The organism is Streptomyces sp. NPDC037013 (assembly GCF_055607265.1).
The window spans coordinates 1-22,058 of record NZ_JBVJRV010000003.1 but is presented as its reverse complement, the minus strand read 5'-3'; the positions used below and the strand labels follow the sequence as shown (position 1 = coordinate 22,058).

General features: G+C 72.0%; 21 protein-coding genes and 1 pseudogene. 11 read left to right on the top strand and 11 right to left on the bottom strand.

Features of this window, described 5'->3' with window-relative positions; all coding sequences use genetic code 11:
- Window positions 1-29 precede the first annotated feature (29 nt).
- The gene (locus ACZ7DY_RS10040; RefSeq protein ID WP_471132518.1) at window positions 30-881 is read left to right on the top strand and encodes a hypothetical protein; all 852 of its coding nucleotides are present in this window, start codon (window positions 30-32) and stop codon (window positions 879-881) included.
- On the opposite strand, the pseudogene ACZ7DY_RS10035 reads toward ACZ7DY_RS10040, so the two are convergent.
- The 3 genes and pseudogenes from ACZ7DY_RS10035 to cobT all read right to left on the bottom strand — a co-directional run.
- A pseudogene (locus ACZ7DY_RS10035) lies at window positions 857-1,519 on the bottom strand (hypothetical protein); the annotation flags it as partial. The gene ACZ7DY_RS10040 and the pseudogene ACZ7DY_RS10035 sit on opposite strands and share 25 nt — an antisense overlap.
- The gene (locus ACZ7DY_RS10030) at window positions 1,516-3,282 is read right to left on the bottom strand and encodes a phosphatidylglycerol lysyltransferase domain-containing protein (protein ID WP_471132517.1); all 1,767 of its coding nucleotides are present in this window, start codon (window positions 3,280-3,282) and stop codon (window positions 1,516-1,518) included. The pseudogene ACZ7DY_RS10035 and the gene ACZ7DY_RS10030, both read right to left, overlap by 4 nt.
- A 161-nt stretch (window positions 3,283-3,443) precedes the next feature.
- A complete protein-coding gene (cobT, locus tag ACZ7DY_RS10025; protein ID WP_471132516.1) occupies window positions 3,444-4,562 on the bottom strand; it encodes a nicotinate-nucleotide--dimethylbenzimidazole phosphoribosyltransferase in 1,119 nt (372 codons plus the stop codon).
- Window positions 4,563-4,780: 218 nt separating this feature from the next.
- On the opposite strand from cobT, the gene ACZ7DY_RS10020 reads away from it, so the two are divergent.
- The gene (locus ACZ7DY_RS10020; protein WP_471132515.1) at window positions 4,781-5,869 is read left to right on the top strand and encodes a class I SAM-dependent methyltransferase; all 1,089 of its coding nucleotides are present in this window, start codon (window positions 4,781-4,783) and stop codon (window positions 5,867-5,869) included.
- A gap of 34 nt (window positions 5,870-5,903) precedes the next feature.
- Here ACZ7DY_RS10020 and ACZ7DY_RS10015 read toward each other — a convergent pair whose 3' ends face one another.
- Window positions 5,904-7,130, bottom strand: coding sequence for a bifunctional adenosylcobinamide kinase/adenosylcobinamide-phosphate guanylyltransferase (locus tag ACZ7DY_RS10015; RefSeq protein WP_471132512.1), 1,227 nt, complete (start codon window positions 7,128-7,130; stop codon window positions 5,904-5,906).
- Between the two features lie 100 nt (window positions 7,131-7,230).
- Here ACZ7DY_RS10015 and ACZ7DY_RS10010 point away from each other — a divergent pair, with 100 nt between their 5' ends.
- Window positions 7,231-7,467, top strand: a complete 237-nt coding sequence (locus ACZ7DY_RS10010; protein ID WP_471132510.1) for a hypothetical protein — start codon at window positions 7,231-7,233, stop codon at window positions 7,465-7,467.
- 102 nt (window positions 7,468-7,569) lie between these two features.
- Here ACZ7DY_RS10010 and ACZ7DY_RS10005 read toward each other — a convergent pair whose 3' ends face one another.
- From ACZ7DY_RS10005 to ACZ7DY_RS09995, 3 genes are all read right to left on the bottom strand, one after another.
- Window positions 7,570-8,631, bottom strand: coding sequence for a S1C family serine protease (locus tag ACZ7DY_RS10005; protein ID WP_471132507.1), 1,062 nt, complete (start codon window positions 8,629-8,631; stop codon window positions 7,570-7,572).
- A 125-nt stretch (window positions 8,632-8,756) separates the two neighbouring features.
- Window positions 8,757-9,464: a class I SAM-dependent methyltransferase gene (locus tag ACZ7DY_RS10000; protein ID WP_471132505.1), complete on the bottom strand. Its 708-nt coding sequence runs from the start codon at window positions 9,462-9,464 to the stop codon at window positions 8,757-8,759.
- A 74-nt stretch (window positions 9,465-9,538) separates the two neighbouring features.
- On the bottom strand, window positions 9,539-10,165 hold the full coding sequence (locus tag ACZ7DY_RS09995) for a DUF3043 domain-containing protein (RefSeq protein ID WP_471132503.1): 627 nt from the start codon (window positions 10,163-10,165) through the stop codon (window positions 9,539-9,541).
- A 301-nt stretch (window positions 10,166-10,466) separates the two neighbouring features.
- On the opposite strand from ACZ7DY_RS09995, the gene ACZ7DY_RS09990 reads away from it, so the two are divergent.
- The 4 genes from ACZ7DY_RS09990 (at window position 10,467) to ACZ7DY_RS09975 (ending at window position 13,656) form a co-directional block, all read left to right on the top strand.
- Window positions 10,467-11,258 (top strand): PspA/IM30 family protein, encoded by a 792-nt coding sequence (locus ACZ7DY_RS09990; protein WP_471132501.1) that lies wholly within the window; start codon window positions 10,467-10,469, stop codon window positions 11,256-11,258.
- A 44-nt stretch (window positions 11,259-11,302) separates the two neighbouring features.
- Entirely contained in the window at window positions 11,303-11,581 is a 279-nt protein-coding gene (gene pspAA, locus ACZ7DY_RS09985; protein WP_471132499.1) for a PspA-associated protein PspAA, read from the top strand.
- Between the two features lie 180 nt (window positions 11,582-11,761).
- Entirely contained in the window at window positions 11,762-12,979 is a 1,218-nt protein-coding gene (locus ACZ7DY_RS09980) for a sensor histidine kinase (RefSeq protein ID WP_471132497.1), read from the top strand.
- Entirely contained in the window at window positions 12,976-13,656 is a 681-nt protein-coding gene (locus ACZ7DY_RS09975) for a response regulator (RefSeq protein ID WP_471132496.1), read from the top strand. The genes ACZ7DY_RS09980 and ACZ7DY_RS09975 overlap by 4 nt, the downstream gene beginning before the upstream one ends.
- Before the next feature lie 129 nt (window positions 13,657-13,785).
- Here ACZ7DY_RS09975 and nadA read toward each other — a convergent pair whose 3' ends face one another.
- Window positions 13,786-14,982, bottom strand: coding sequence for a quinolinate synthase NadA (gene nadA / locus ACZ7DY_RS09970; RefSeq protein ID WP_471132493.1), 1,197 nt, complete (start codon window positions 14,980-14,982; stop codon window positions 13,786-13,788).
- 290 nt (window positions 14,983-15,272) lie between these two features.
- On the opposite strand from nadA, the gene ACZ7DY_RS09965 reads away from it, so the two are divergent.
- Window positions 15,273-15,629, top strand: coding sequence for a HesB/IscA family protein (locus ACZ7DY_RS09965; RefSeq protein ID WP_030933606.1), 357 nt, complete (start codon window positions 15,273-15,275; stop codon window positions 15,627-15,629).
- A 125-nt stretch (window positions 15,630-15,754) separates the two neighbouring features.
- Here ACZ7DY_RS09965 and ACZ7DY_RS09960 read toward each other — a convergent pair whose 3' ends face one another.
- Complete coding sequence (locus ACZ7DY_RS09960) at window positions 15,755-17,251, bottom strand: hypothetical protein (protein WP_471132492.1); 1,497 nt, start codon at window positions 17,249-17,251, stop codon at window positions 15,755-15,757.
- Between the two features lie 173 nt (window positions 17,252-17,424).
- Complete coding sequence (locus ACZ7DY_RS09955) at window positions 17,425-17,652, bottom strand: hypothetical protein (RefSeq protein WP_471134594.1); 228 nt, start codon at window positions 17,650-17,652, stop codon at window positions 17,425-17,427.
- A 133-nt stretch (window positions 17,653-17,785) separates the two neighbouring features.
- Between ACZ7DY_RS09955 and ACZ7DY_RS09950 the strand changes: the two genes are divergently transcribed.
- On the top strand, window positions 17,786-18,760 hold the full coding sequence (locus ACZ7DY_RS09950) for a carbohydrate kinase family protein (RefSeq protein WP_471132490.1): 975 nt from the start codon (window positions 17,786-17,788) through the stop codon (window positions 18,758-18,760).
- Window positions 18,761-18,764: 4 nt separating this feature from the next.
- Here ACZ7DY_RS09950 and ACZ7DY_RS09945 read toward each other — a convergent pair whose 3' ends face one another.
- Complete coding sequence (locus ACZ7DY_RS09945; protein WP_471132488.1) at window positions 18,765-20,141, bottom strand: aminotransferase class V-fold PLP-dependent enzyme; 1,377 nt, start codon at window positions 20,139-20,141, stop codon at window positions 18,765-18,767.
- Window positions 20,142-20,500: 359 nt separating this feature from the next.
- On the opposite strand from ACZ7DY_RS09945, the gene ctaC reads away from it, so the two are divergent.
- Complete coding sequence (ctaC, locus tag ACZ7DY_RS09940; protein WP_471132485.1) at window positions 20,501-21,463, top strand: aa3-type cytochrome oxidase subunit II; 963 nt, start codon at window positions 20,501-20,503, stop codon at window positions 21,461-21,463.
- Window positions 21,460-22,058 (top strand): cbb3-type cytochrome c oxidase subunit I (locus tag ACZ7DY_RS09935; RefSeq protein WP_471132483.1); only part of this gene is annotated, 599 nt, incomplete at its 3' end. The genes ctaC and ACZ7DY_RS09935, both read left to right, overlap by 4 nt.

The window sequence follows — 22,058 nt, the reverse complement described above, 5'->3', positions numbered from 1 at the left end:
GATGGGCGCATGGACGGCTGGTGGGCGGCATGAACGACTGGTGGTACCGGAACATCGTCGAGCCGGGGAAACTGCCGCTGCTGCTCGCGCTGCTCTCCTTCGTCGTGTCGTTCGCCGTGACCCGGACCATCACGCGGCTGATCCGGGCGGGCAAGGGGCCCTTCCGCAACATCAGCACCGGTGAGGTGCACGTCCACCACGTCGTGCCGGGGATCTTCCTGATGCTGGTCGGCGGGTTCTGGGCGGTGGCCGCGGGGCGGCACGGCGCGGGGCCGCTGTACGCCGCCGTCATCTTCGGCGTCGGCGCGGGCCTGGTGCTCGACGAGTTCGCGCTGATCCTCCACCTCGACGACGTCTACTGGAGCGAGCAGGGCCGCAAGAGCGTCGAGGTCGTGATGCTCACCGCCGCCCTTGTGGTGCTCGTGCTCACCGGTTTCACGCCGTTCGGGGTGAACGACCTGACCCCGATGGAGCGCCAGAACCGCGCCGTGCTCGCTCTGAACGTCGGCGTGAACTGCGGCTTCGCCGTGGTCGCGCTGGTCAAGGGCAAGCTGCGCACCGCCCTGATCGGCATGGTGGTCCCCTTCGTCGCGCTGGTCGGCGCGATCCGGCTGGCCCGGCCGGGGTCGGCGTGGGCGCGGCGGTTCTACCGCAACCGGCCGCGGGCACGCGCGCGTGCGGGCCTGCGCGCCTTCCGGCACGACCGCCGCTGGTCGGGCCCGCGCCGCAAGCTTCAGGACTGGATCGGCGGCTTCGTGCCCGACCCGAAACCGGTGTCGTCCGGCCCCGGCCCCTCGGACGCGGGACCGTCCGGGTCGTCGGAGGCCGGTCCTTCCGGCTCGTCGGCGGCGGGCTCCGAGCGGGTGCCGCCGCGCCGGTGACGCGGCCTCTGGACCACGCAGAGCACGAGGACGACCACGATGGCGGCCAGGTGTTCCCAGCCCGCGAGGTTGTCCTTGACGAGCACCTCGACGACCATCAGGGCGCTGACCAGGGCCGCGGTGACGTACGCCCGGTAGCGCCAGCAGACGTATACGGCGAGGCCGACGACGGCCGCCGAGGGGCCGGTGTCGACGACCTGCGCGTCGGACGCGGGCAGGCCGAGAGGGCTGCCGGGGCCCAGTTCGATGCCCACGCGTGCGTAGAGCGTGCCGGCGAGCGTCGCCGCGTATCCGATGAGCAGCGTGCGCCACCAGCCGAGGCAGATCTCCGCGATCCCGAAGATGATCAGGATCTGCGCGAGCGCTCCCCACACGGGCAGGTCGAGGGCGGGTACGAAGAGGGAGAGGGGGGTGCGCAGCAGCGCCAGCCAGAGCGGGTCCTCGGCGCGCACACAGCCGATGTTCTGGACGAAGCGGTAGCCCCAGGGCTGGTTCTGCACGTACTGGAAGAGGGCGGTGAGGCAGACGGCCGCAAGCGTCATGGGAACGGCCCGCCACCGCCGGGCGGCCAGGGCGCGGCGCACCGTGGAGAAGAGCGCTCCCCACTCGGCGCGGGCGCGGCGGGCCAGGGTGCTCATCGTCTCGACTCCAGATGTTTGCGGTGCAGCCACTTCGGCAGGCCCGGCGCCTCCAGGAAGCCCTCCGCGCGAGCGGCGGCGATCCCGATGCGGGGCAGGTCGACGCTCTTCTCGAAGAGGAGGAAGCGGGGCTCCCAGATCGGCCGGTACTTGGCGTTGGCCCGGTACAGGGACTCGATCTGCCACCACCGCGAGAAGAAGCTGAGCAGCGACCGCCACAGGCGGAGGACCGGGCCCGCGCCGAGCCGGGAGCCGCGTTCGAAGACCGACCGGAACATCGCGAAGTTGAGCGAGACCTGAGTGATCTTGATCTCGGGGGCGCGCTGCAGGAGTTCGATGACCATGAACTCCATCAGGCCGTTCTCGGAGTCGCGGTCACGCCGCATCAGGTCGAGGGAGAGCCCGTGCGGCCCCCACGGCACGAAGGAGAGCACCGCCCGCAACACGCCGTCCCCGTCGGTGCATTCGAGCATCACGCACTGCCCGTCGGCCGGGTCCCCGAGCCGTCCGAGGGCCATCGAGAAGCCGCGCTCGGTCGCCCCGTCGCGCCAGTCGTCGGCGCGCCGCAGAAGCTCGGCCATCTCCTCGGGCGGGATGTCCTCGTGGCGGCGGATGCGGACCGTGTAACCGGCGCGCTTCACCCGGTTGTACGCCTGCCGGACGGTGCGCATGGCCCGCCCCTCCAGGGTGAACTCGGCCGTCTCCACCAGGGCTTCGTCGCCCAGCTCCAGGGCGTCGAGGCCGTGCCGGGCGTAGATCGTGCCCGCCTCCTCGCTCGCGCCCATCACCGCGGGGATCCAGCCGTGCTCGCGCGCCTCGGCGAGCCAGGGCCCGATCGCGCCCGGCCAGGCCTCCGGGTCACCGATGGGGTCGCCGGAGGCCAGCGAGACGCCGCCGACGACGCGGTAGGCGACGGCCGCCTTGCCGGTGGGCGACCACACGACGCTCTTCTCGCGGCGCAGCGAGAAGTAGCCGAGCGAGTCGCGGTCGCCGTGCTGGTCGAGCAGGGCGCGCAGCCGCTCCTCGTCCTCCTCGGTGAGGGGGTCGACGGCCCGGCGGGAGCGGAACGCCGCGTACAGGACGGCGCAGAGCAGCAGCGCGCTCAGGACGTTGATGGCGACGTTGACCCAGCCCGGCGTGGTGATGCCCTCGAACCGCTTGTCGTCGGCGGCGAGGGAGACCAGCCGCATGGTGCCGTAGCGCCAGCGGTCCAGGAAGGTCGAGCGGTAGTCGTCGTGGGCGCGGTTGGTGACGGTGACGAGCAACGTGGCGAGCAGGGAGGTCACCAGGAGCCCGCCGGCCGCGACGGCCGACGCCAGCTTCGGGTTGGAGCGGTCGCCCTTGGCGTAGAACTCCCTGCGCCCGACGACCAGCGACGCGAAGAAGGCGGCGGTCAGGAAGAGCGAGACCCAGTTCTGCGCGTACCCGCGGATCTCCGGGAAGACCATCGCGAAGGCGAAGAGCAGCAGGAAGAGCCCGCTGAGCACGGAGTTGAGGATCCACGCGGCGCGCTTGCGGCGCCGCATGGTGATCGCCAGGAAGAGCGTGAACGCCCCCGAGGCGAAGCCCGCGGTCAGCAGGTACGGGGTGAAGTAGTTCTCCGTGTTGTGCTGGCGCAGGTCCTGCCCCAGGGAGACCCAGACCGCGCTCAGGAAGTTGATGAACGTGACGGCCCGGAGGTACCAGACGGCGAACCCCGCTGCGCGGCGCTGTATGACGGTGGGTGTCTTCTGTCGCCCGGCGACGACCTGCTCATCTCCCATGAAAAGGGATCATATGGGCAACCGGGGCAGCCCTGTTGTGGGGCGGCGCTCCGCGCGGCGACGGCGCCCCGCCCGGCGGAGCCGGGAGCCAGGGTCAGGACGGGGTCCGCGCGTGCGGGATGCCGTCTCCGGGGCGCCCGTCGGCGCCCCGGTACGGGAGTTTACTCGGCGGGCGGAACCGAAGTCTCCGCCTCCACAGCCGCGGGCTCCTGCTCCTGCTCCTGCTCCGGCTCTCGCTCTCGCTCGGGCAGCTCCGCCCACAGCGCGCCAGCCGCCTGCACCATCGGCAGCGCGAGCAGCGCCCCGACGCCCTCGCCGATCTTCACGCCGTGCGAGAGCAGCGGGTCGAGAGCCATCCGGTCCAGCGCCTTGGCCTGCGCCGGCTCCCCGCTGTCATGGCCCGCGAGCCACCAGTCCGGCGCCCGGAAGGCGATCCGCTGGGCGACCAGCGCCGCCGCCGACGCCACGACGCCGTCGAGGATCACCGGCGTGCGCCGCACCGCACACTGCAGCAGGAACCCGGTCATCGCCGCCAGATCGGCGCCGCCGACCGCCGCGAGCAGCTCCAGCTGGTCGCCGAGGACCGGCCGGGCCCGCCGCAGGGCGTCCCGCACCGCCGCGCACTTGCGCATCCACGCCAGGTCGTCGATGGCCTCGCCGCCCCGCCCGGTCACCACCGACGCGTCGGTGCCGCACAACGCGGCGACCAGCGTCGCGGCCGGCGTCGTACCGCCCACGCTCACATCGCCGAGCACGACCAGATCCGTGCCGGAGTCCGCCTCCGCGTCGGCGACGGCCATGCCCGCGCGCACCGCCCGCTCGGCCTCCTCGGTGGTCAGCGCGTCCTCGATGTCGATGCGCCCCGAGCCGCGCCGCACCCGGTACCCCGCGACCTCGGCGGGCAGCGCGTCCGGGTCGCAGTCGAGGGCCATGTCGACGACGCGTACGGGCACGTCGAGACGGCGGGCGAGGACGGCGACCGGGCTCTCGCCGGCCAGCACGGCACGGACGAGATCGGCGGCACCGCCCGCGGGCCGCGCCGAGACCCCGAGCTCCGCGACCCCGTGGTCGCCCGCGAACAGCACCACGCGCGGCCGCTCGACGGGGCGCACCGGCACGGCGGAACGGGCCGCCGAGAGCCACTCGCCGAGTTCGTCGAGCCGGCCGAGGGATCCGGGCGGCACGGTCTGCCGCTCCCTGCGTTCCTCGGCGTCGCGGCGCACCCCGCCGTCGGGGCGCTCGATCAGGTCGGTGAAGTCGTCGAGATTCAGCGAGCTCATTCGGCGAACAGTACCGGGCGCGGGGGCGGTGCCGCTCGAACGGGCCTGCGGACCATGGGCCCGCACCGTGACGGGGCGTCAGTCCGCGCCATCCCCCGGTTGCCTCGTGTGAGGCGGTGCATGCATGACGTGACCGTCTGGGCGGGAATGATCCCTTACGTTCCGTTTGAAGTGACTTGTCGTACCGGGACCTCCACAGACCCTCCGGGAGTACGCCCATGACCACGGATGCCGCCCAGCAGGTCGCCGCACGGCGTCCCGCCTACCTCGCCGAACTCGCCCGGGGCACCGAGCGGTTCCACGAGCCCCGCCGCACCGAATGCCCCTGGTGCGGCTCCGAGCGGCTGCGGCCGAGACTGCGCACCGCCGACCTGATCCAGTACAAGCCGGGCCGCTTCACGCTCGACCGGTGCGGCAACTGCGCCCACGTCTTCCAGAACCCCCGCCTGACCCCCGAAGGCCGGGACTTCTACCGCCGGGACTTCCGCGGCGGAGCGGGCGGCGCGCGCGCCACGAAACTCTTCGGCGCCGCCGTCGGCCCCCGACGGCGCCTCGCCGCCGTCCGCGCGCTGGCCGCCTTCGACGAGCCGGAGTGCTGGCTCGACGTCCACACCGGCGCCGCCCACTTCCCCGCCCTGGCCAAGCGGGTGCTGCCCTACACCTCCTTCGACGGCCTCGACCCCGGCCGGGGCGTCGCGGAGGGGGTGCGGCGCGGCCGGATCGAGGAGGGCCACCGGGGCCTGCTCACGGAGCTGGCGGGACAGCTCGCCGGCCGCTACGACGCGATGAGCATGTTCCACACCCTGCAGTGCGGACCCGACCCGCGCGCCGAACTCAGGGCCGCATGGACCGTGCTGCGCCCCGGCGGCCACCTCCTGATCGAGGCCCCCGACCCCGAGTGCCGCTGGGCGCGCCTGCTCGGCAAGTGGTGGATGCCGTACTTCCAGCCACGCCACCTGCACTTCGTGCCGCTCGCCAACCTCCGCGACGAGCTGACCGGACTCGGCTTCACGGTCGTCGCCGTCGAACGCCGCGCCTCGCACATCCCCGTCGACCTGAGCGCGGCCCTCACCCTCTTCCTCGACCGCCGCATGCCGGGGCCCGACGTGCCGTGGCGCGCCAGACCCGCGCCCCCGCTCCAGCTGAAACTGCGCGGCGCCGCGCGCTGGGCCTCCGTCCCGCTGGTGGCCCTCGCCCGCGCCCTGGACACCGTCCTGGCCCCCCTGCTCACCCGCGTGGGCTTCTCCAACACCTACCGGATCATCGCCCGACGGGGCGAGGACGCGCCGGACCGGGAGACCCCCTAGCCGCCCCGCGTCCGGCGACCGGCCCGCCGGCCGCTCAGCCGCGCAACGTCAGGGCCTGCCCCGCCACGACGAGCAGCACGTGCTCGCACCGGGTGGCGAACGCCGTGTTCAGGCGGCCCAGTTCGTCGCGGTAGCGGCGGCCCGACGCGGTCGCGGGCACGATCCCCGAGCCGACCTCGTTCGAGACGGCGACGACGGTACGGCGGGTGGCGCGCACGGCGTCCGCCAGCTCGGTGACCCGCTCGCGCAGCGCGCGCTCCCCGCCGCCGGCCCACTCGGCGTCGTCCCACGCCCGCACCTCGTCCATGACGTGGGTCAGCCACAGCGACAGGCAGTCGATGAGCAGCGGCGACCCGTCCTGCGCGAGCAGCGGCACCAGATCGCAGGTCTCCGCGGTCCGCCAGGAGCCGGGCCGCCGCTCGCGGTGCACGCTCACCCGCCGGGCCCACTCCGTGTCGCCGCTCCGGGTCCCGCCCGTCGCCACGTACAGCACGTCGGGGAAGGCCTCGAGGCGCCGCTCGGCCTCCACCGACTTGCCCGAACGGGCCCCGCCGAGGACCAGGGTGCGGCGCGGCACGTCCGGTACGTCCTCGTAGGCGCCGACCACCAGCGTCGACCCGTCCGGCACGGCCCGCGCCCCCGCGGCGGCGAGACGGCGCGTCAGCTCACCGCCCGGCGGCGCCTCGTGGCCGATGTGCACCGCGACGACGTCGGTGGTGGGCCCCACCGCCCCCGCGGCACGCAGCCGGGCGAGCCCGTCGGGACGCCCGACGACATCGGCGACGACCATCTCGTACGGGGGCCGCGTGCCGTTGCCCGGACCGGCGCCGTTCCCCTCGGTGATGCCCGCGGGCGCCGCGCCCGGCGGCAGGTAGAGGAGCCGCTCGCCGTCGGGCCCGGTCACCTCGTACCCGGAGCCGGGCGCGTCGAGGGCGACCGCGCGCACCCGGTGCCCGGTGAGCAGTGCCAGCTCGCGCCCGTCGGCGACCCGGCCGGGCTGCGGCAGCCCCGCGGGGACCTCGACGGCGGGCCCGTCGTGCGGATGGGAGAGCAGCACCTGGCGCACTCCGCCGAGCGAGTGCCCGGCGCGGGCCGCCGCGAACGCCGCCCCGGGGGTGAGGTCGAGCAGCAGGACGCCGTCGACCAAGAGAGCGGTCGCGGCCCGTGCCGCGTCGCCGAGGGCGGTGGCGCAGGCCGCGCAGGGACAGTCGGGGAGGGGCAGTCCACCGGGGGCGCCGGTGCCGAGCAGAGTCAGTTCCACACGAAGATCCTCCCGCGTCGCATCCCGCGCCGCGCGCCCGGCTAGGCTTCAAGCGGATTCAGGCGGTTCTCACACCGCTACGGACCTTCGGGAGGCTGGCATGGCGGCATGGACGTGGCGGTTCGAGAAGGCGGACGGGACAGAGGTCCGGCCCGCGGTTCAGCCCGAGGAGTTCACCACCCAGGGCGACGCGGAGTCCTGGATCGGTGAGTACTGGAAGGAGCTGTCCGAGGGCGGCGCCGACCAGGTGACCCTCTTCGAGGACACGAACAAGATCTACGGCCCGATGAGCCTGCACGCGGACGACGCGCAGGACACGGAGGACGCCTCGGCGTAAGCGGCGGGCCCCGCACCACGCACCGCACGGGAGGCGGCGCCCGGACCCCGGGCCGCCGCCTCCCGCACGCGGGGCCGCGCTCCCGGCGCCCGCCCCGTCCGGCTACATCTCGCCGAGGGTGGCCTCCGCCGTCTTCTCGGCCCCCTCGCGCACGTACGTGACCTTCACCTTCTGGCCCGGCTTGTCTCCGGCGAGCGCCTCGGAGAGGGAGTCGATGGTGGTGATCTCGTCGTCGCCGAGCCGGGTGATGATGTCGCCGGCCCGCAGCCCCGCCCCGGCCGCGGCGCCGCCCTGCCGGGCCTCGACCACGGCCACCCCCGCCGGGCGGTAGTCGTCGCCGAGCACGGTGCGGGCGGTGATGCCGAGCGCGGCGCGGCCCGAGTCCGTGACCCGGCCCTTCTCGATGATCTGGTCGGCGACCGTCTTGACCATCGAGGACGGGATGGCGAAGCCGATGCCCGGCGCGGCGCTGTCCCCCATCTGGGGGTCGCTCGCGGCGAGCGTCGGGATACCGATCACCTTCCCGTCGAGATCGACGAGCGCGCCGCCGCTGTTGCCGGGGTTGATAGCCGCCGACGTCTGCACCATGTTGGCGATGGTGGCGCCTGTCCCGCCGCCCGTGCGGCCCTCGCTGACGGTGCGTCCGGTGGCGGACACGATGCCCTGGGTGACGCTGGACGACAGGCCGAGCGGGGAGCCCATGGCCAGCACGATCTGGCCGACCTCGGCCTTGGTGGAGTCACCGAACCGGGCCGCCTTCAGCCCGTCGGGCACCTCGCTCAGCTTGATCACGGCGAGGTCCTGCTCGGGGTAGGCGGCGACCAGCTCCGCGGTCAGGGCCTGCTCGCCGGTGGCGGTGGTGACCTTGAACCGCTTCTCCTTGCCCACCACATGGGCGTTGGTGACGATGTGCCCCTTGCCGTCGTAGACGACACCGGAGCCGAGGCTGTCGCCCGCGTCGACCTGGACGACCGAGGGCAGGACGTCCTTGATCACCTTCTGGTAGTCGTCCTGCAGATCACTGGCGGCGGCGGGCGCGGCCTGCGTGGTCGCCCGGTCCGAGTCACCGGACCCGGACGAGGAACAGCCGCCGACGAGTGCGGCGGCGGTGAGTGCGGCGGCGAGGGGTACGAGGACGGAGCGGGTACGGGAGGAGACATCCATGCGCCGAGTGTGCTTTTTGTCCGCCTCGTACGCCTGTGGTGCGAGGTAAACGGGTGGGGCGGGGGGCGCGGTCACGAGGGGGCGTGGCCCCCGGCCCCCTCCCGCGCTCCGCGCACCCGCGGACGTCAGTCCCGTACCCCGCACAGGTGCAGCAGCGCGGCGACCCGCCGGTAGGGATCGGTCCGCCCCGCGCGCTCCTCGGCGGCGAGCAGCGCCTCGAACTCCCACTCCGGGGGCGGCGGCGTCCCGTCGGCCGCCGTGTCCGTGAAGATCCGCACCCCGTACCAGGCCTGCAGCGGAGCCGCGATCCCCGCCAGCGTCGAGGTCAGGACGTCGAGCCGGTCCGCGCGGGCGTCGATGCCGAGGCGGTTGCGGTACGTGACGGAGTCGAAGGCGGCGAGCGCCCCCGCCCAGTCCCCGGCGAGACCGGGCCGCATCGCCAGCGCCTCCGCGTTGCGCACGAGCAGCGAGAGCAGCCCGCCGGGCGCCAGCATCCGGGCGAGCCCGGCGAGGAGCGCGTCGGGCTCCTCGACGTACATCAGTACGCCGTGGCAGAGCACCACGTCGAAGCTGCCGGGCAGGAAGTGCACGCCGGTCTGGTGCCCGTCGCCCTGGATGATCCGCACCCGCCCCTGGATGCCCTCGGGCTCCCCGGCGAACGCCGCGCGCGCGGCGTCGATCATGACGGGGTCCTGTTCGAGGCCCGTCACCTTGTGCCCGGCGCGGGCGAGCCGCAGCGCCTGCGTGCCCTGGCCCATGCCGACGTCGAGTACCCGCAGCCGCTGCCCCACGGGGAAGCGCGCGACTATCTGCTCGTCGAGCTGGCGGGCCACCAGCTCCTGCCGGACGGCGTCGCGCAGGCCGCCCAGCTTGTCCAGCCAGGCGCCGGCCCCGCCGCTGAATCCGCTCAGGGCCGTTCCCCGCGCTTGACCTGCGGCTTGGGCAGCCGCAGCCGGCGCATCTGGAGCGTACGCATCAGGGCGTACGCGACAGCGCCCTTCCGGTTGTCGTTCGGGAAGCGCTCGGCCAGCCGCTTCTTCAGACGGAACGCGGTGACGACCGAGTCGACGATGATCAGGACGATCACGAAGAGCCAGAGCAGCAGCGCGATGTTCTGCAGCTGGGGCACGCGGACGATGCTCAGGACGAGGATGATCACCGCGAGCGGCAGGAAGTACTCGGCGATGCAGAAGCGCGAGTCCACGAAGTCGCGCGCGAACTTGCGCACGGGACCCTTGTCACGGGCGGGCAGGAACCGCTCGTCACCGCTGGCCATGGCCTCGCGCTGCTTCGCCATCTGCGTGCGGCGCTCGTCGCGCTGCCGCTTGGCGGCCTCCTTGCGCGACGCCGGAGCGTTGGTCACGCTGCGGCGCTGCGACTGGGCCATGGCGCGCTTGGGGGTGGGGCGGCCCTTGGGGGCCTGCGGGTCACGGGGCTGCTTGGAGTCGGTCACCGGCGCCTGCGCGGCCGGGGCCTTCTCTTCCTTGGATCGGCTACGGAACACAAAATCCAAGGGTACGGGGTGCGGACGCATGGGCGGCAGCCAGGCGGGGAACGATCCCGCAACGCCGGGCGTCTTGATTTATGTGCCTAAGGGGACGTAGCGGGCGGTAATCGGCCGGGCAGCGGCCGCTTCGCCCTGCCCCCCCGACGGCCTCGGGGCCGGCTCACAGGGGTGCACCTACTCCTTACGCCGGAGCGGCGCCGGACGCAGTCGTCCTTGGGGATGAGCGCATCCGCCCGCGAACAGTGCGGTAATGGATGCAGGGCCCGTACTGTGGGTTCTGAGCAGTACCTGGAGCTGGAAGTCCGTCAGAAGGGGGCGCGCGAAGCCCATGAGCGGTGTCATGAAGCGTATGGGGATGATCTTCCGCGCGAAGGCGAACAAGGCCCTTGACCGGGCCGAGGACCCGCGCGAAACCCTCGATTACTCCTACCAGAAACAGCTGGAGCTGCTGCAGAAGGTCCGCCGTGGCGTCGCCGACGTGGCGACCTCCCGCAAGCGCCTGGAACTGCAGCTGACCCAGCTCCAGAAGCAGTCCTCGACCCTGGAGGACCAGGGCCGCAAGGCGCTCGCCCTCGGCCGCGAGGACCTGGCCCGCGAGGCCCTGTCCCGCCGTGCCGCGCTCCAGCAGCAGGTGACGGACCTGGAGACGCAGCACCAGACCCTCCAGGGCGAGGAGGAGAAGCTCACCCTCGCGGCGCAGCGCCTCCAGGCCAAGGTCGACGCCTTCCGCACCAAGAAGGAGACGATCAAGGCGACGTACACCGCCGCCCAGGCGCAGACCCGGATCGGCGAGGCCTTCTCCGGCATCTCCGAGGAGATGGGCGACGTCGGCATGGCGATCCAGCGCGCCGAGGACAAGACCGCGCAGCTCCAGGCGCGGGCCGGCGCGATCGACGAACTGCTCGCCTCCGGTGCCCTCGACGACTCCTCCGGACTGGCCAAGGACGACATCCAGACCGAGCTGGACCGGCTCTCCGGTGGTACTGATGTAGAGCTGGAACTGCAGCGCATGAAGGCGGAGCTCGCGGGAGGCTCCGGCAACCAGCAGGCGATCGAGGGCGGCCAGGGCCGGCCCCAGTCCCAGCAGCCGCAGGACACCCCGCGCTTCGACAAGCAGTAGCCCTACGCAGATACGCGGTACCGCTCACGTCCGAGGAGGGCGACATGATCGTACGGATCATGGGGGAGGGGCAGGTGGAGCTGGCCGACAGCCACTTCGCCGAACTGAACAAGCTGGACGACGAGCTGCTCGAGGAGATGGAGGGCGGCGACGAGCCCGGCTTCCGCCGCACGCTCCACGCCCTCCTGGACAAGGTCCGGGAACTCGGCACCCCTTTGCCGGACGACGCCCTGGAACCCTCCGAACTGATCCTTCCGTCCCCGGACGCCACCCTCACAGAGGTCCGCGCCATGCTCAGCGACGACGGCTTGATCCCCGGCTGACCTGACCCCCCCCCAAGGACGAGCCCCAGGTACGCCCCCTCAGGGGCGCGGGGAACTGCGCGAGCAACCCCCACAAACCCGCACCCAACCCCCCACCCCCACCCCACCCCCCAACCCCCCCATCGCCCAGAACCCAGGTATCCGCTCAGGCCGCCGCCCAGGCCCCGTACCGTTTAGCCCGTGACCACACTCGTGCGAGGCCGCGGCTGGGCCAGAACGCATCCGCTCGCGGTCGACGCCGCACTCGCCACCGCCGTCCTCGTCTGCATGGTCGTCGGCTCCTTCGCCGAGCCCTACGGCGAGCACGGCCCGACCTGGGGCACCCGCACCCCCGACGGCCCGAGCCTGCTCCTGATGGCGCTCGGCGCGCTCGCCCTGGTCTTCCGGCGCCGCGCCCCGTGGTCCGTCCTCGCCGCCACCTGCGCGGCCTCCCTCGTCGAACTGCTGACCGGCGAGCCGCGCGCCCCCGTCGTGATGTGCGCCGTCGTCGCCCTCTTCACCGTCGCCGCCCACACCGACCGCTCCACCACCTGGCGGATCGGCCTCGTCACGATGGCCGGCCTCACCGGCGTCGCGATGCTCTCAGGACCGCTGCCCTGGTACGCCCAGGAAAACCTCGGCATCTTCGCCTGGACCGGCATGGCCGCCGCCGCGGGCGACGCGGTGCGCAGCCGCCGTGCCTTCGTTGACGCCATACGGGAGCGCGCCGAGCGGGCGGAGCGCACGCGGGAGGAGGAGGCCCGGCGCCGCGTCGCCGAGGAGCGGCTGCGGATCGCCCGCGACCTGCACGACGTGGTCGCCCACCACATCGCCCTGGTCAACGTGCAGGCGGGCGTCGCGGCCCACGTCATGGACAAGCGGCCCGACCAGGCCAAGGAGGCCCTGTCGCACGTGCGGGACGCCAGCCGCTCCGCGCTCAACGAACTCCGCGCCACCGTCGGCCTGTTGCGGCAGACCGGCGACCCCGAGGCCCCCACCGAACCGGCGCCTGGCCTGCACCGCCTCGACGAACTCGTCGAGACGTTCCGCAACGCGGGCCTGCCGGTGGAGGTGGCCATGGGGCAGGTCGGCCTCGACCTGGCCGCCGCCGTCGACCTCGCCGCGTTCCGGATCATCCAGGAGGCGCTGACCAACGTGCAGAAGCACGCGGGCCAGGACGCCAAGGCCGAGGTGAGCGTCGTCCGTGTGGGCCCGAACGTGGAGGTCACCGTCATAGACGACGGCCCCGGCCACGAGGGCGATGAGGGCAACACCGACGGCGGCGGCCACGGCCTCCTCGGCATGCGCGAACGCGTCACCGCACTCGGCGGCAGCTGCACGGCGGGGCCCCGCTACGGCGGCGGTTTCCGCGTCCATGCGATCCTTCCCGTCACCACGGCAAAGGGAGGGACCGCGTGACGATCCGCGTACTGCTCGCCGACGACCAGGCGTTGCTGCGCAGCGCGTTCAAGGTGCTCGTCGACTCCGAGCCCGACATGGAGGTGGTCGGCGAGGCGTCCGACGGGGCGGAGGCGGTCGGGCTCGCCAAGTCTGAGCGCGCCGACGTGGTCCTGATGGACATCCGCATGCCGGGCACGGACGGTCTCGCCGCCACCCGCATGATCAGCGCGGATCCGGCCCTGGCCCATGTGCGCGTGGTGATGCTGACGACCTTCGAGGTCGACGAGTACGTGGTGCAGTCGCTGCGCGCGGGTGCCTCCGGGTTCCTCGGCAAGGGCGCGGAGCCCGACGAGCTGCTGGGCGCCATCCGTATCGCGGCGGCCGGCGAGGCGCTGCTCTCCCCGGTGGCCACCAAGGGGCTCATCGCCAAGTTCCTCGCGCAGGGCGAGGGGCTCGACGGGGACTCGCCGGTGCGCGGCGAGCGGCTCGACGCGCTCACCGGCCGCGAACGCGAGGTCCTCGTCCAGGTCGCGGGCGGCCACTCGAACGACGAGATCGCCGAGCGCCTGGAAGTCAGCCCGCTCACCGTGAAGACCCATGTGAACCGGGCGATGGCGAAGCTCGGCGCCCGCGACCGTGCCCAACTCGTCGTCATCGCCTACGAGTCGGGCCTGGTGCGCCCGCGCGTGGAGTAGCGGAGCCGTGAACGCGGTAAGGGGCGCCCGCTAATGGCGGGCGCCCCTTACGCATGCCTCCACGCGGTGACGCGTGCGCCGGTCCGGGCCACGAGAGCGCGGGTCCGGGCTACGAAGCGCCGGTCCGGGCTACGGAAGCGCCAGCATCCGCTCCAGCGCCAGCTTGGCGAACTGCTCGGTCTCCCGGTCGACCTCGATCTGGTTGACGAGGTTGCCCTCGGCGAGGGATTCCAGGGTCCAGACCAGGTGCGGCAGGTCGATCCGGTTCATGGTGGAGCAGAAGCAGACCGTCTTGTCGAGGAAGACGATCTCCTTGTCCTCGGCGGCGAAACGGTTCGCCAGACGGCGTACGAGGTTCAGCTCGGTGCCGATCGCCCACTTGGAGCCGGCCGGCGCCGCCTCCAGGGTCTTGATGATGTGCTCGGTGGAGCCCACATGGTCGGCCGCGGCGACGACCTCGTGCTTGCACTCGGGGTGCACCAGGACGTTCACGCCCGGAATGCGCGCCCGTACGTCCTCCACGCTCTCCAGCGAGAAGCGCCCGTGCACCGAGCAGTGGCCGCGCCACAGGATCATCTTGGCGTCGCGCAGCTGCTCGACGGTGAGGCCGCCGTTCGGCCTGTGCGGGTTGTAGACCACGCAGTCGTCGAGCGAGAAGCCCATGTCGCGCACGGCGGTGTTGCGGCCCAGGTGCTGGTCGGGCAGGAAGAGCACCTTGTCGCCCTGGTCGAAGGCCCACTCCAGGGCGCGCTTGGCGTTCGAGGAGGTGCAGATCGTGCCGCCGTGCTTGCCGGTGAAGGCCTTGATGTCGGCGGAGGAATTCATGTACGAGACGGGCACGACCTGCTCGGCTATGCCGGCCTCGGTCAGCACGTCCCAGCACTCGGCGACCTGCTCGGCGGTGGCCATGTCGGCCATGGAGCAGCCGGCCGCCAGGTCGGGCAGCACGACCTTCTGGTCGTCCGTCGTCAGGATGTCCGCGGACTCGGCCATGAAGTGCACGCCGCAGAAGACGATGTACTCGGCGTCCGGCCGCGCGGCCGCGTCACGGGCCAGCTTGAAGGAGTCGCCGGTGACGTCCGCGAACTGGATGACCTCGTCGCGCTGGTAGTGGTGGCCCAGCACGAACACCTTCTCGCCGAGCTTCTCCTTGGCGGCGCGGGCGCGCTCGACCAGGTCCGGGTCGGAGGGGGACGGCAGATCGCCGGGGCACTCCACGCCGCGCTCGCTCTTGGGGTCGGCCTCGCGGCCGAGCAGCAGGAGAGCGAGGGGCGTGGGCTGGACATCGAGGTCCACGGGGGACTGGGCGGTGGTCACGACACGCACCCTTTCTGATCTGTGTATGCGCGGCGGAGCCGCTCCGGTGGAGCGAGGGGCTGGCACCGGGGATCCTTTTCGTCGAATTGACGTTATCTATCATAACCGCTTCACGTCAGTTTGACGATGGCCATAGTGTCGATGTGACGCATTCGCCGTTCCCGGGGCCGCTGTCCCGCCGGGCGCCATGTGCGAGCATGAAGGGGTAAGGACGTAAGCGCTCGGCCCGGAATGAATCCGCGGCCCCGCCGGTTGCAACCGTCGGCAAGCAGTCTCCGTACAACCCGGGAGAGAAGCAGATGTCCGTATCGGACGAGACCACCACCGTGAGCGACGGCATCCTCCTGTCGGACGCCGCCGCGGCCAAGGTGAAGGGCCTCCTTGAGCAGGAGGGCCGGGACGACCTGGCGCTGCGCGTCGCCGTTCAGCCCGGTGGCTGCTCGGGCCTGCGCTACCAGCTGTTCTTCGACGAGCGCTCGCTCGACGGCGACGTCGTCAAGGACTTCGACGGCGTCAAGGTCGTCACCGACCGGATGAGCGCTCCCTACCTGGGCGGCGCCTCCATCGACTTCGTGGACACCATCGAGAAGCAGGGCTTCACGATCGACAACCCGAACGCCACGGGCTCCTGCGCCTGCGGCGACTCCTTCAGCTGAGCCGGCCCCGGCCACAGGTGCCGGGCCCGTCGTGACGTACGAAGGCGGCGGCCCCCTGGGAAATCAGGGGGCCGCCGCCTTCATGCGTGGCGCAGGAATCGGGTCGGCGCGCTTGTGCCGCGGCCTTACTTCTGCCGCACCGTCTTGCCCGTGGAATCCACGACCTCGCGGTCACCGAGCGGCTTGTCCAGGGTGACGGTCCTGGAGAGCTTCTTGGCGATCTTGACGCAGACCTTGTCCTTCTCCCGCGTCTCGGTGACCGTCACCGTCACCCGGTCGCCGTCCTCCCGCGCGGACGCGGCGTACTCACTGCACACGCCGCCCCAGAAGTGCACGGTCAGCGCCTTCCCGTCGGCGCTGTAGGACTCCACCGGCGCCGTGTTCCGCTCGTCGCCCGGGTCGGCGGGGTTCGCGGTGGGCGTGGGCGTGCCCGGGGCGTCGGGCGAGGCCAGGTAGGCGGGGTCGACCGCCGGGTGCGTCACGGTGAAGGCGTCCCGCGCGCCCTGCGGCTTCACCTCGAAGAGCCAGGACGGCACGAGGGTCCGCTTGCCGCCCACGTAATGCGTGGCGAGCCCGAACGTGGCGCCGGTGACCGCGATCGGCTGCGGCTTCGGCTGCTCCGGCGACGGCTCGCACGGTGCCTGCCGTGATCCGCCGCCGCCCTCCGTCTTCGTGCTGTCGTCGACGTGCGGCACGGGCGTCGCGCAACCGCCGATCGCCACCCGGCCGTTGCCGCCGCCGGACTTGTTGAGCAGGTCCAGGGTCTCCCGGGCGCCGATCACCGGATACGTCGCACCCTTGTCCGGCGCCTTCAACTGGCCGCTGCCGCCGACCACTTCACCGCCCGAGCCGACCTGGATGCCGGTCGACCAGCCGTAGGTCGGCAGGCCGTCGATCTTCGGGTCGGCGTTCACCACCCGTACGGCACCCATCAGCTGGCGCGCGTCCAGCTTGGCGTCGTCCTGGCCGAGCGCCTTCAGGATGGGGGCGGCGGCCTCTTTCGCGGCCCGCTCGCTCACCGCGTCGCCCAGCTCGCCGTTGGGCGCGGTGGACGTGCCGGAACAGGGCTTGTTCCTGGGGCAGTTGTCGGTGCGGCTCAGGCCGTGCCCGGAGTAGGTCCAGGTGCCGGGTGCCTGCTTGTCGACCTGGAGGACGGGTCCGGTGCCGTCATGGTCCGAGCCGACCTGCCAGGCGCCGTCCCGCGACGTCGGCGTACCGCTCACGCCGAGCGCCTCCGCCAGCTTCACCACCTCGTCCCGGCCGACCTGCCCGCGCGCGTGGTAGACGGCGGCCGACTTCGGGCCCGTGGGCAGCTTCCCCGTCACCCGGTACACGGCACCGTGGGGGTCGGGCTCACCCGGCGCGATGCCGGGTGAGGAGCCGCCGCCCTCGCCCTGCCGCTCATCGCCCGGATAGCCGTCCAGCGCGAGCGGCGGCGGAGTGCCGCCGCCCCCCGAGGGTGTTCCGTCGCTGCCATCGGTGCCGCCACCGGACGCGGTCGCCGCGAAATACGCGCCACCGCCGCCGACCAGCAGCACGGTGGCCGCGACCGAGACGACGGCCAGACGGGAACGCCGCCGGCGCGGCTCGGCCGCCTCATGATCGGATCGCTCGGTGCTCACCGCATCGCTCCTTCGACTGCACTGCTGTCCCTGACATCCCACCGGGTGGGTTTCGTCGTACCCCGGTTCCCCCTGACGGGGGACGGCGATGGGACGCAGCGGGGGAGCGCGCGGTTCCACCGGGCGCGCGCCGGGCCCCGGAACCAGTCTCTCTCAGCCTCCGTACGACGACATCAGTCGCCGTACTCGGACATTTTGTCGATCAGGCGCGCGGAGGCGGGCGGCACGTCGATCCCGTGGATCAGCGAGGGCGGCACGGGTGCGGCGGCGGCCACGGCGGGCACCGCCCAGTGCGGCGCCATGCGCGCGCAGTCCCCGCGCAGGGTCTCCATGGTCTCCGGGGCCTCGGCGGTGAGCGCGCCACGGCGCTGCGGAACGACATCCTTCGGGATAACGGTCATAACGGCACCGTATGCATTCCGCCACCCCTGAAAAAAGACCTACTATTGGGTAGTTTTGGCACTTCAGAGAGGGTGCGTCGACCCGGTAGCGTGAACTGTCAATCCCGCCTCTCCGCCACAGGAGCACCCAGCCGTGCGTATTGCAGTCACCGGCTCCATCGCCACCGACCACCTGATGACCTTCCCCGGCCGCTTCGCCGACCAGCTGGTCGCCGATCAGCTGCACACGGTCTCCCTCTCCTTCCTGGTCGACGCGCTCGACGTGCGCAGGGGAGGCGTGGCCGCCAACATCACCTTCGGCATGGGGCAGCTCGGCACCCACCCCATCCTGGTCGGCGCCGCCGGCTCCGACTTCGACGAGTACCGCGCCTGGCTCGACCGGCACGGCGTGGACACCGCCTCGGTCCGCATCTCCGAGACCCTGCACACCGCGCGGTTCGTCTGCACCACGGACGCCGACCACAACCAGATCGGCTCCTTCTACACCGGCGCCATGAGCGAGGCCCGCCTCATCGAGCTGAAGACGGTGGCCGACCGCGTCGGCGGCCTCGACCTCGTCCTGATCGGCGCCGACGACCCCGAGGCGATGCTCCGGCACACCGAGGAGTGCCGCACCCGCGCGATCCCCTTCGCCGCCGACTTCTCGCAGCAGATCGCGCGCATGGAGGGCGAGGAGATCCGCACGCTCCTCGACGGCGCGACGTACCTCTTCTCCAACGAGTACGAGAAGGGGCTCATCGAGTCCAAGACGGGCTGGACCGACGCCGAGATCCTCTCCCGCGTCGGCCACCGCGTGACCACCCTCGGCGCCAACGGCGTACGCATCGAGGCCGCGGACCAGGACCCGATCGAGGTCGGCGTCCCGCAGGAAGAGGCGAAGGTCGAGCCGACCGGCGTCGGCGACGCGTTCCGCGCGGGCTTCCTCTCCGGCCTCGCCTGGGGCGTCTCCCACGAGCGCGCCGCGCAGCTCGGCTGCATGCTCGCCACCCTGGTCATCGAGACCGTCGGCACCCAGGAGTACGAGCTGCGCCGCAGCAACTTCATGGACCGCTTCACCAAGGCCTACGGCCACGAGGCCGCCGCCGAGGTCCAGCCGCACCTGGGCTAGCCGGTCACGAGCTCCGGCGGACCACATAGGCCACGCCCTGGTCCGCCGGCCGCTCACCCACGTACTCCTGCTGCCGCGTCCAGCACCACGCCGGGATGTCCACCGCGGCCACTTCGTCGTCGGCGAGCACGGTGACGGTGCCGCCCACCCGTACCCGGCCGATCGCCCTGGCCAGTTCGATGACCGGCTGCGGGCAGCTCATCCCCAGCGCGTCGACGGTCACCGCGTCGGCCTCCCCGTCCCCCTCCGCCACCGGCGCGCCCAGCGTCTCCCGCACGCCCCGCACCACCCCCGGCAGCACCTCGAGGAACCGGTCGACCTCCGCGGCCTCGGTGCCGACCGGCAGCGAGACCCGTACGTTCCCCTCGCTCAGCACGCCCATCGCCCTGAGCACATGGCTCGGCGTCAGCGTCGAGCTGGTGCAGGAGGAACCGGACGACACGGAGAAACCCGCCCGGTCCAGCTCGTGCAGCAGGGTCTCCCCGTCGACATAGAGACAGGAGAAGGTGACCAGGTGCGGCAGGCGCCGGACCGGATCGCCCACCACCTCCACGTCCGGCACGAGCGAGGGCACCCGCGAGCGGATCCGCTCGGTCAGCTCCCGCAGCCGCGCCGCCTCGGCCGCCGCCTCGGCCCGCACCGCGCGCAGCGAGGCGGCAGCCGCCACCACCGCCGGGATGTTCTCGAACCCGGCTGCCCGCCCCGACTCGCGCTCGTCGGCGGGGCCTTGCGGGGCGAACCGCACCCCCTTGCGGACGACGAGAAGTCCGACACCTGCCGGACCGCCCCATTTATGGGCGCTCCCGGTCAGCAGCGACCAGGCCCCGGAGACCGGCCCCCAGGGCAGCGACTGCGCGGCGTCCACGAGCAGCGGCACCCCGGCGTCGCGGCAGGCCTCCGCGACCTCGGCGACCGGCTGCTCCGTGCCCACCTCGTGGTTGGCGGACTGCAGACAGGCGAGCGCGGTGTCCTCGCGCAGCGCGGCGGCGTACTCCTCGGGGTCCACCGCGCCGCCCCGGTCCACCGGCACCTCGGTCACCGTCCCGTCGCCCCGCGCGTGGGCCTCGGCCGAATGGAGTACCGACGAATGTTCGACGGCAGACACGATCAGGTGGTGTCCGACGCGCCGACGCGCCGCGAGCGCGCCCGCGATGCCGGAGTGCACGGCACGGGTGCCCGATGAGGTGAAGACGAGCTCGTCCGGGCGGCAGCCCACCGCGTCCGCGGCCGCCTCCCGCGCGGCGTCGAGCAGCAGCCGGGCCCGCCGCCCCTCGCGGTAGAGCCGGGCCGGATCGGCCCACCCCTCGTCGAGCGAGGCCGTCAGGGCCTGCCGGGCGACGGGATGAAGGGGAGCGGAGGAGGCGACATCGAAGTAGGACACGCGCCCACGCTAAGACGTCCCCGAGCTCCACCGGCTCATAGGGCAGCCCCGAAGGGGCACCCCCTCAGGGGCGCGGGGAACTGCGCGCTCGGCCACGAGCCGCCCGCACCCGCGGACGAGCAGATTCCGCCGAGCTCGCAGGCGTTCCTAGGCCCCGTCAGAAACCCGGCGAGGGGCGGGCGTCCCACCCTTCGGAGTGACCCGCGGCGCGTTAGGCACCCTCCCCGCGCGACCCCAAATAGCGTCCAGTAGGGTTTGGTCCGCATAAACATCCAAACCCCTGCCCGACGCAGGGCGGCGACCTACCAGCGTGAAGGCCGCAGCCGATCGCGCGGGCGAGACTCTCGGGAAGGCGCTACGTGAGTCCCAACGGCTCCGACCGCTCGTCGCGGCGCCCGATGCGGCGGAAGCTGCCGCAGGTGCTGACTGCGGGCCTGATCCTGGCGACCGCCACCGGTTGCACATACAAGGATTTCCCCCGCCTTGGAATGCCCACCCCGGTAACGGAAGAGGCTCCGCGGATTCTCTCCCTCTGGCAGGGCTCGTGGGCGGCAGCGCTCGCCACGGGCGTCCTCGTCTGGGGTCTGATCCTGTGGAGCGTCATCTTCCACCGGCGCAGCCGCACCAAGGTGGAAGTACCGGCGCAGACGCGTTACAACATGCCCATCGAGGCGCTGTACACGGTGGTGCCCCTCATCATCGTGTCGGTGCTCTTCTACTTCACGGCACGTGACGAGTCCAAGCTCCTCAAGCTCGACGACAAGCCGGCCCACACCGTCAACGTGGTCGGCTACCAGTGGAGCTGGGGCTTCAACTACGTCGAGAACGTTCCGGGCGCCGGCAAGGACAACGCCAAGACCTCCAAGGACCTGGAGGCCATCCCGGACAAGTTCCGCAAGGACTTCCCGGCCAAGGCCAACGGTGTCTACGAAGTCGGCACGCCCGGCGAGCGGAACCCCCAGAACGGCAACCCCGGCCCGACCCTCTGGCTCCCCAAGGGCGAGACGGTCCGCTTCGTGCTCACCTCGCGTGACGTCATCCACTCCTTCTGGGTGGTGCCGTTCCTCATGAAGCAGGACGTCATCCCGGGCCACACCAACGCCTTCGAGGTGACTCCGAACAAGGAGGGCACCTTCATGGGCAAGTGCGCCGAGCTCTGCGGCGTCGACCACTCCCGGATGCTCTTCAACGTCAAGGTCGTCTCTCCCGAGCGCTACAAGAAGCACCTCGAGGACCTCGCGAAGAAGAACCAGACCGGTTACATCCCGGCCGGCATCGAGCAGACGCCCCACGAGAAGAACCGGGAGACGAACAACCTGTGAGCATCCTCAACGAACCCCAGGGTGCCGCGGCAGCAGAAGACTCGTACGAGAACGAGCTGCCGGTCAGGCGCAAGCAGCCGGGAAACGTCGTCATCAAGTGGCTGACCACCACTGACCACAAGACGATCGGCACGCTGTATCTGGTCACGTCGTTCGCGTTCTTCTGCATCGGTGGCGTGATGGCGCTCTTCATGCGCGCCGAGCTCGCCCGTCCGGGTACGCAGATCATGTCGAACGAGCAGTTCAACCAGGCGTTCACGATGCACGGCACGATCATGCTGCTGATGTTCGCGACGCCGTTGTTCGCCGGTTTCGCGAACTGGATCATGCCGCTGCAGATCGGTGCGCCCGATGTGGCCTTCCCGCGGCTGAACATGTTCGCCTACTGGCTGTACCTGTTCGGCTCGCTGATCGCGGTGGGTGGCTTCCTCACCCCGCAGGGCGCGGCCGACTTCGGCTGGTTCGCCTACAGCCCGCTCTCCGACGCGGTGCGCTCGCCGGGTATCGGCGCGGACATGTGGATCATGGGTCTGGCCTTCTCCGGCTTCGGCACGATCCTGGGCTCGGTCAACTTCATCACCACCATCATCTGCAT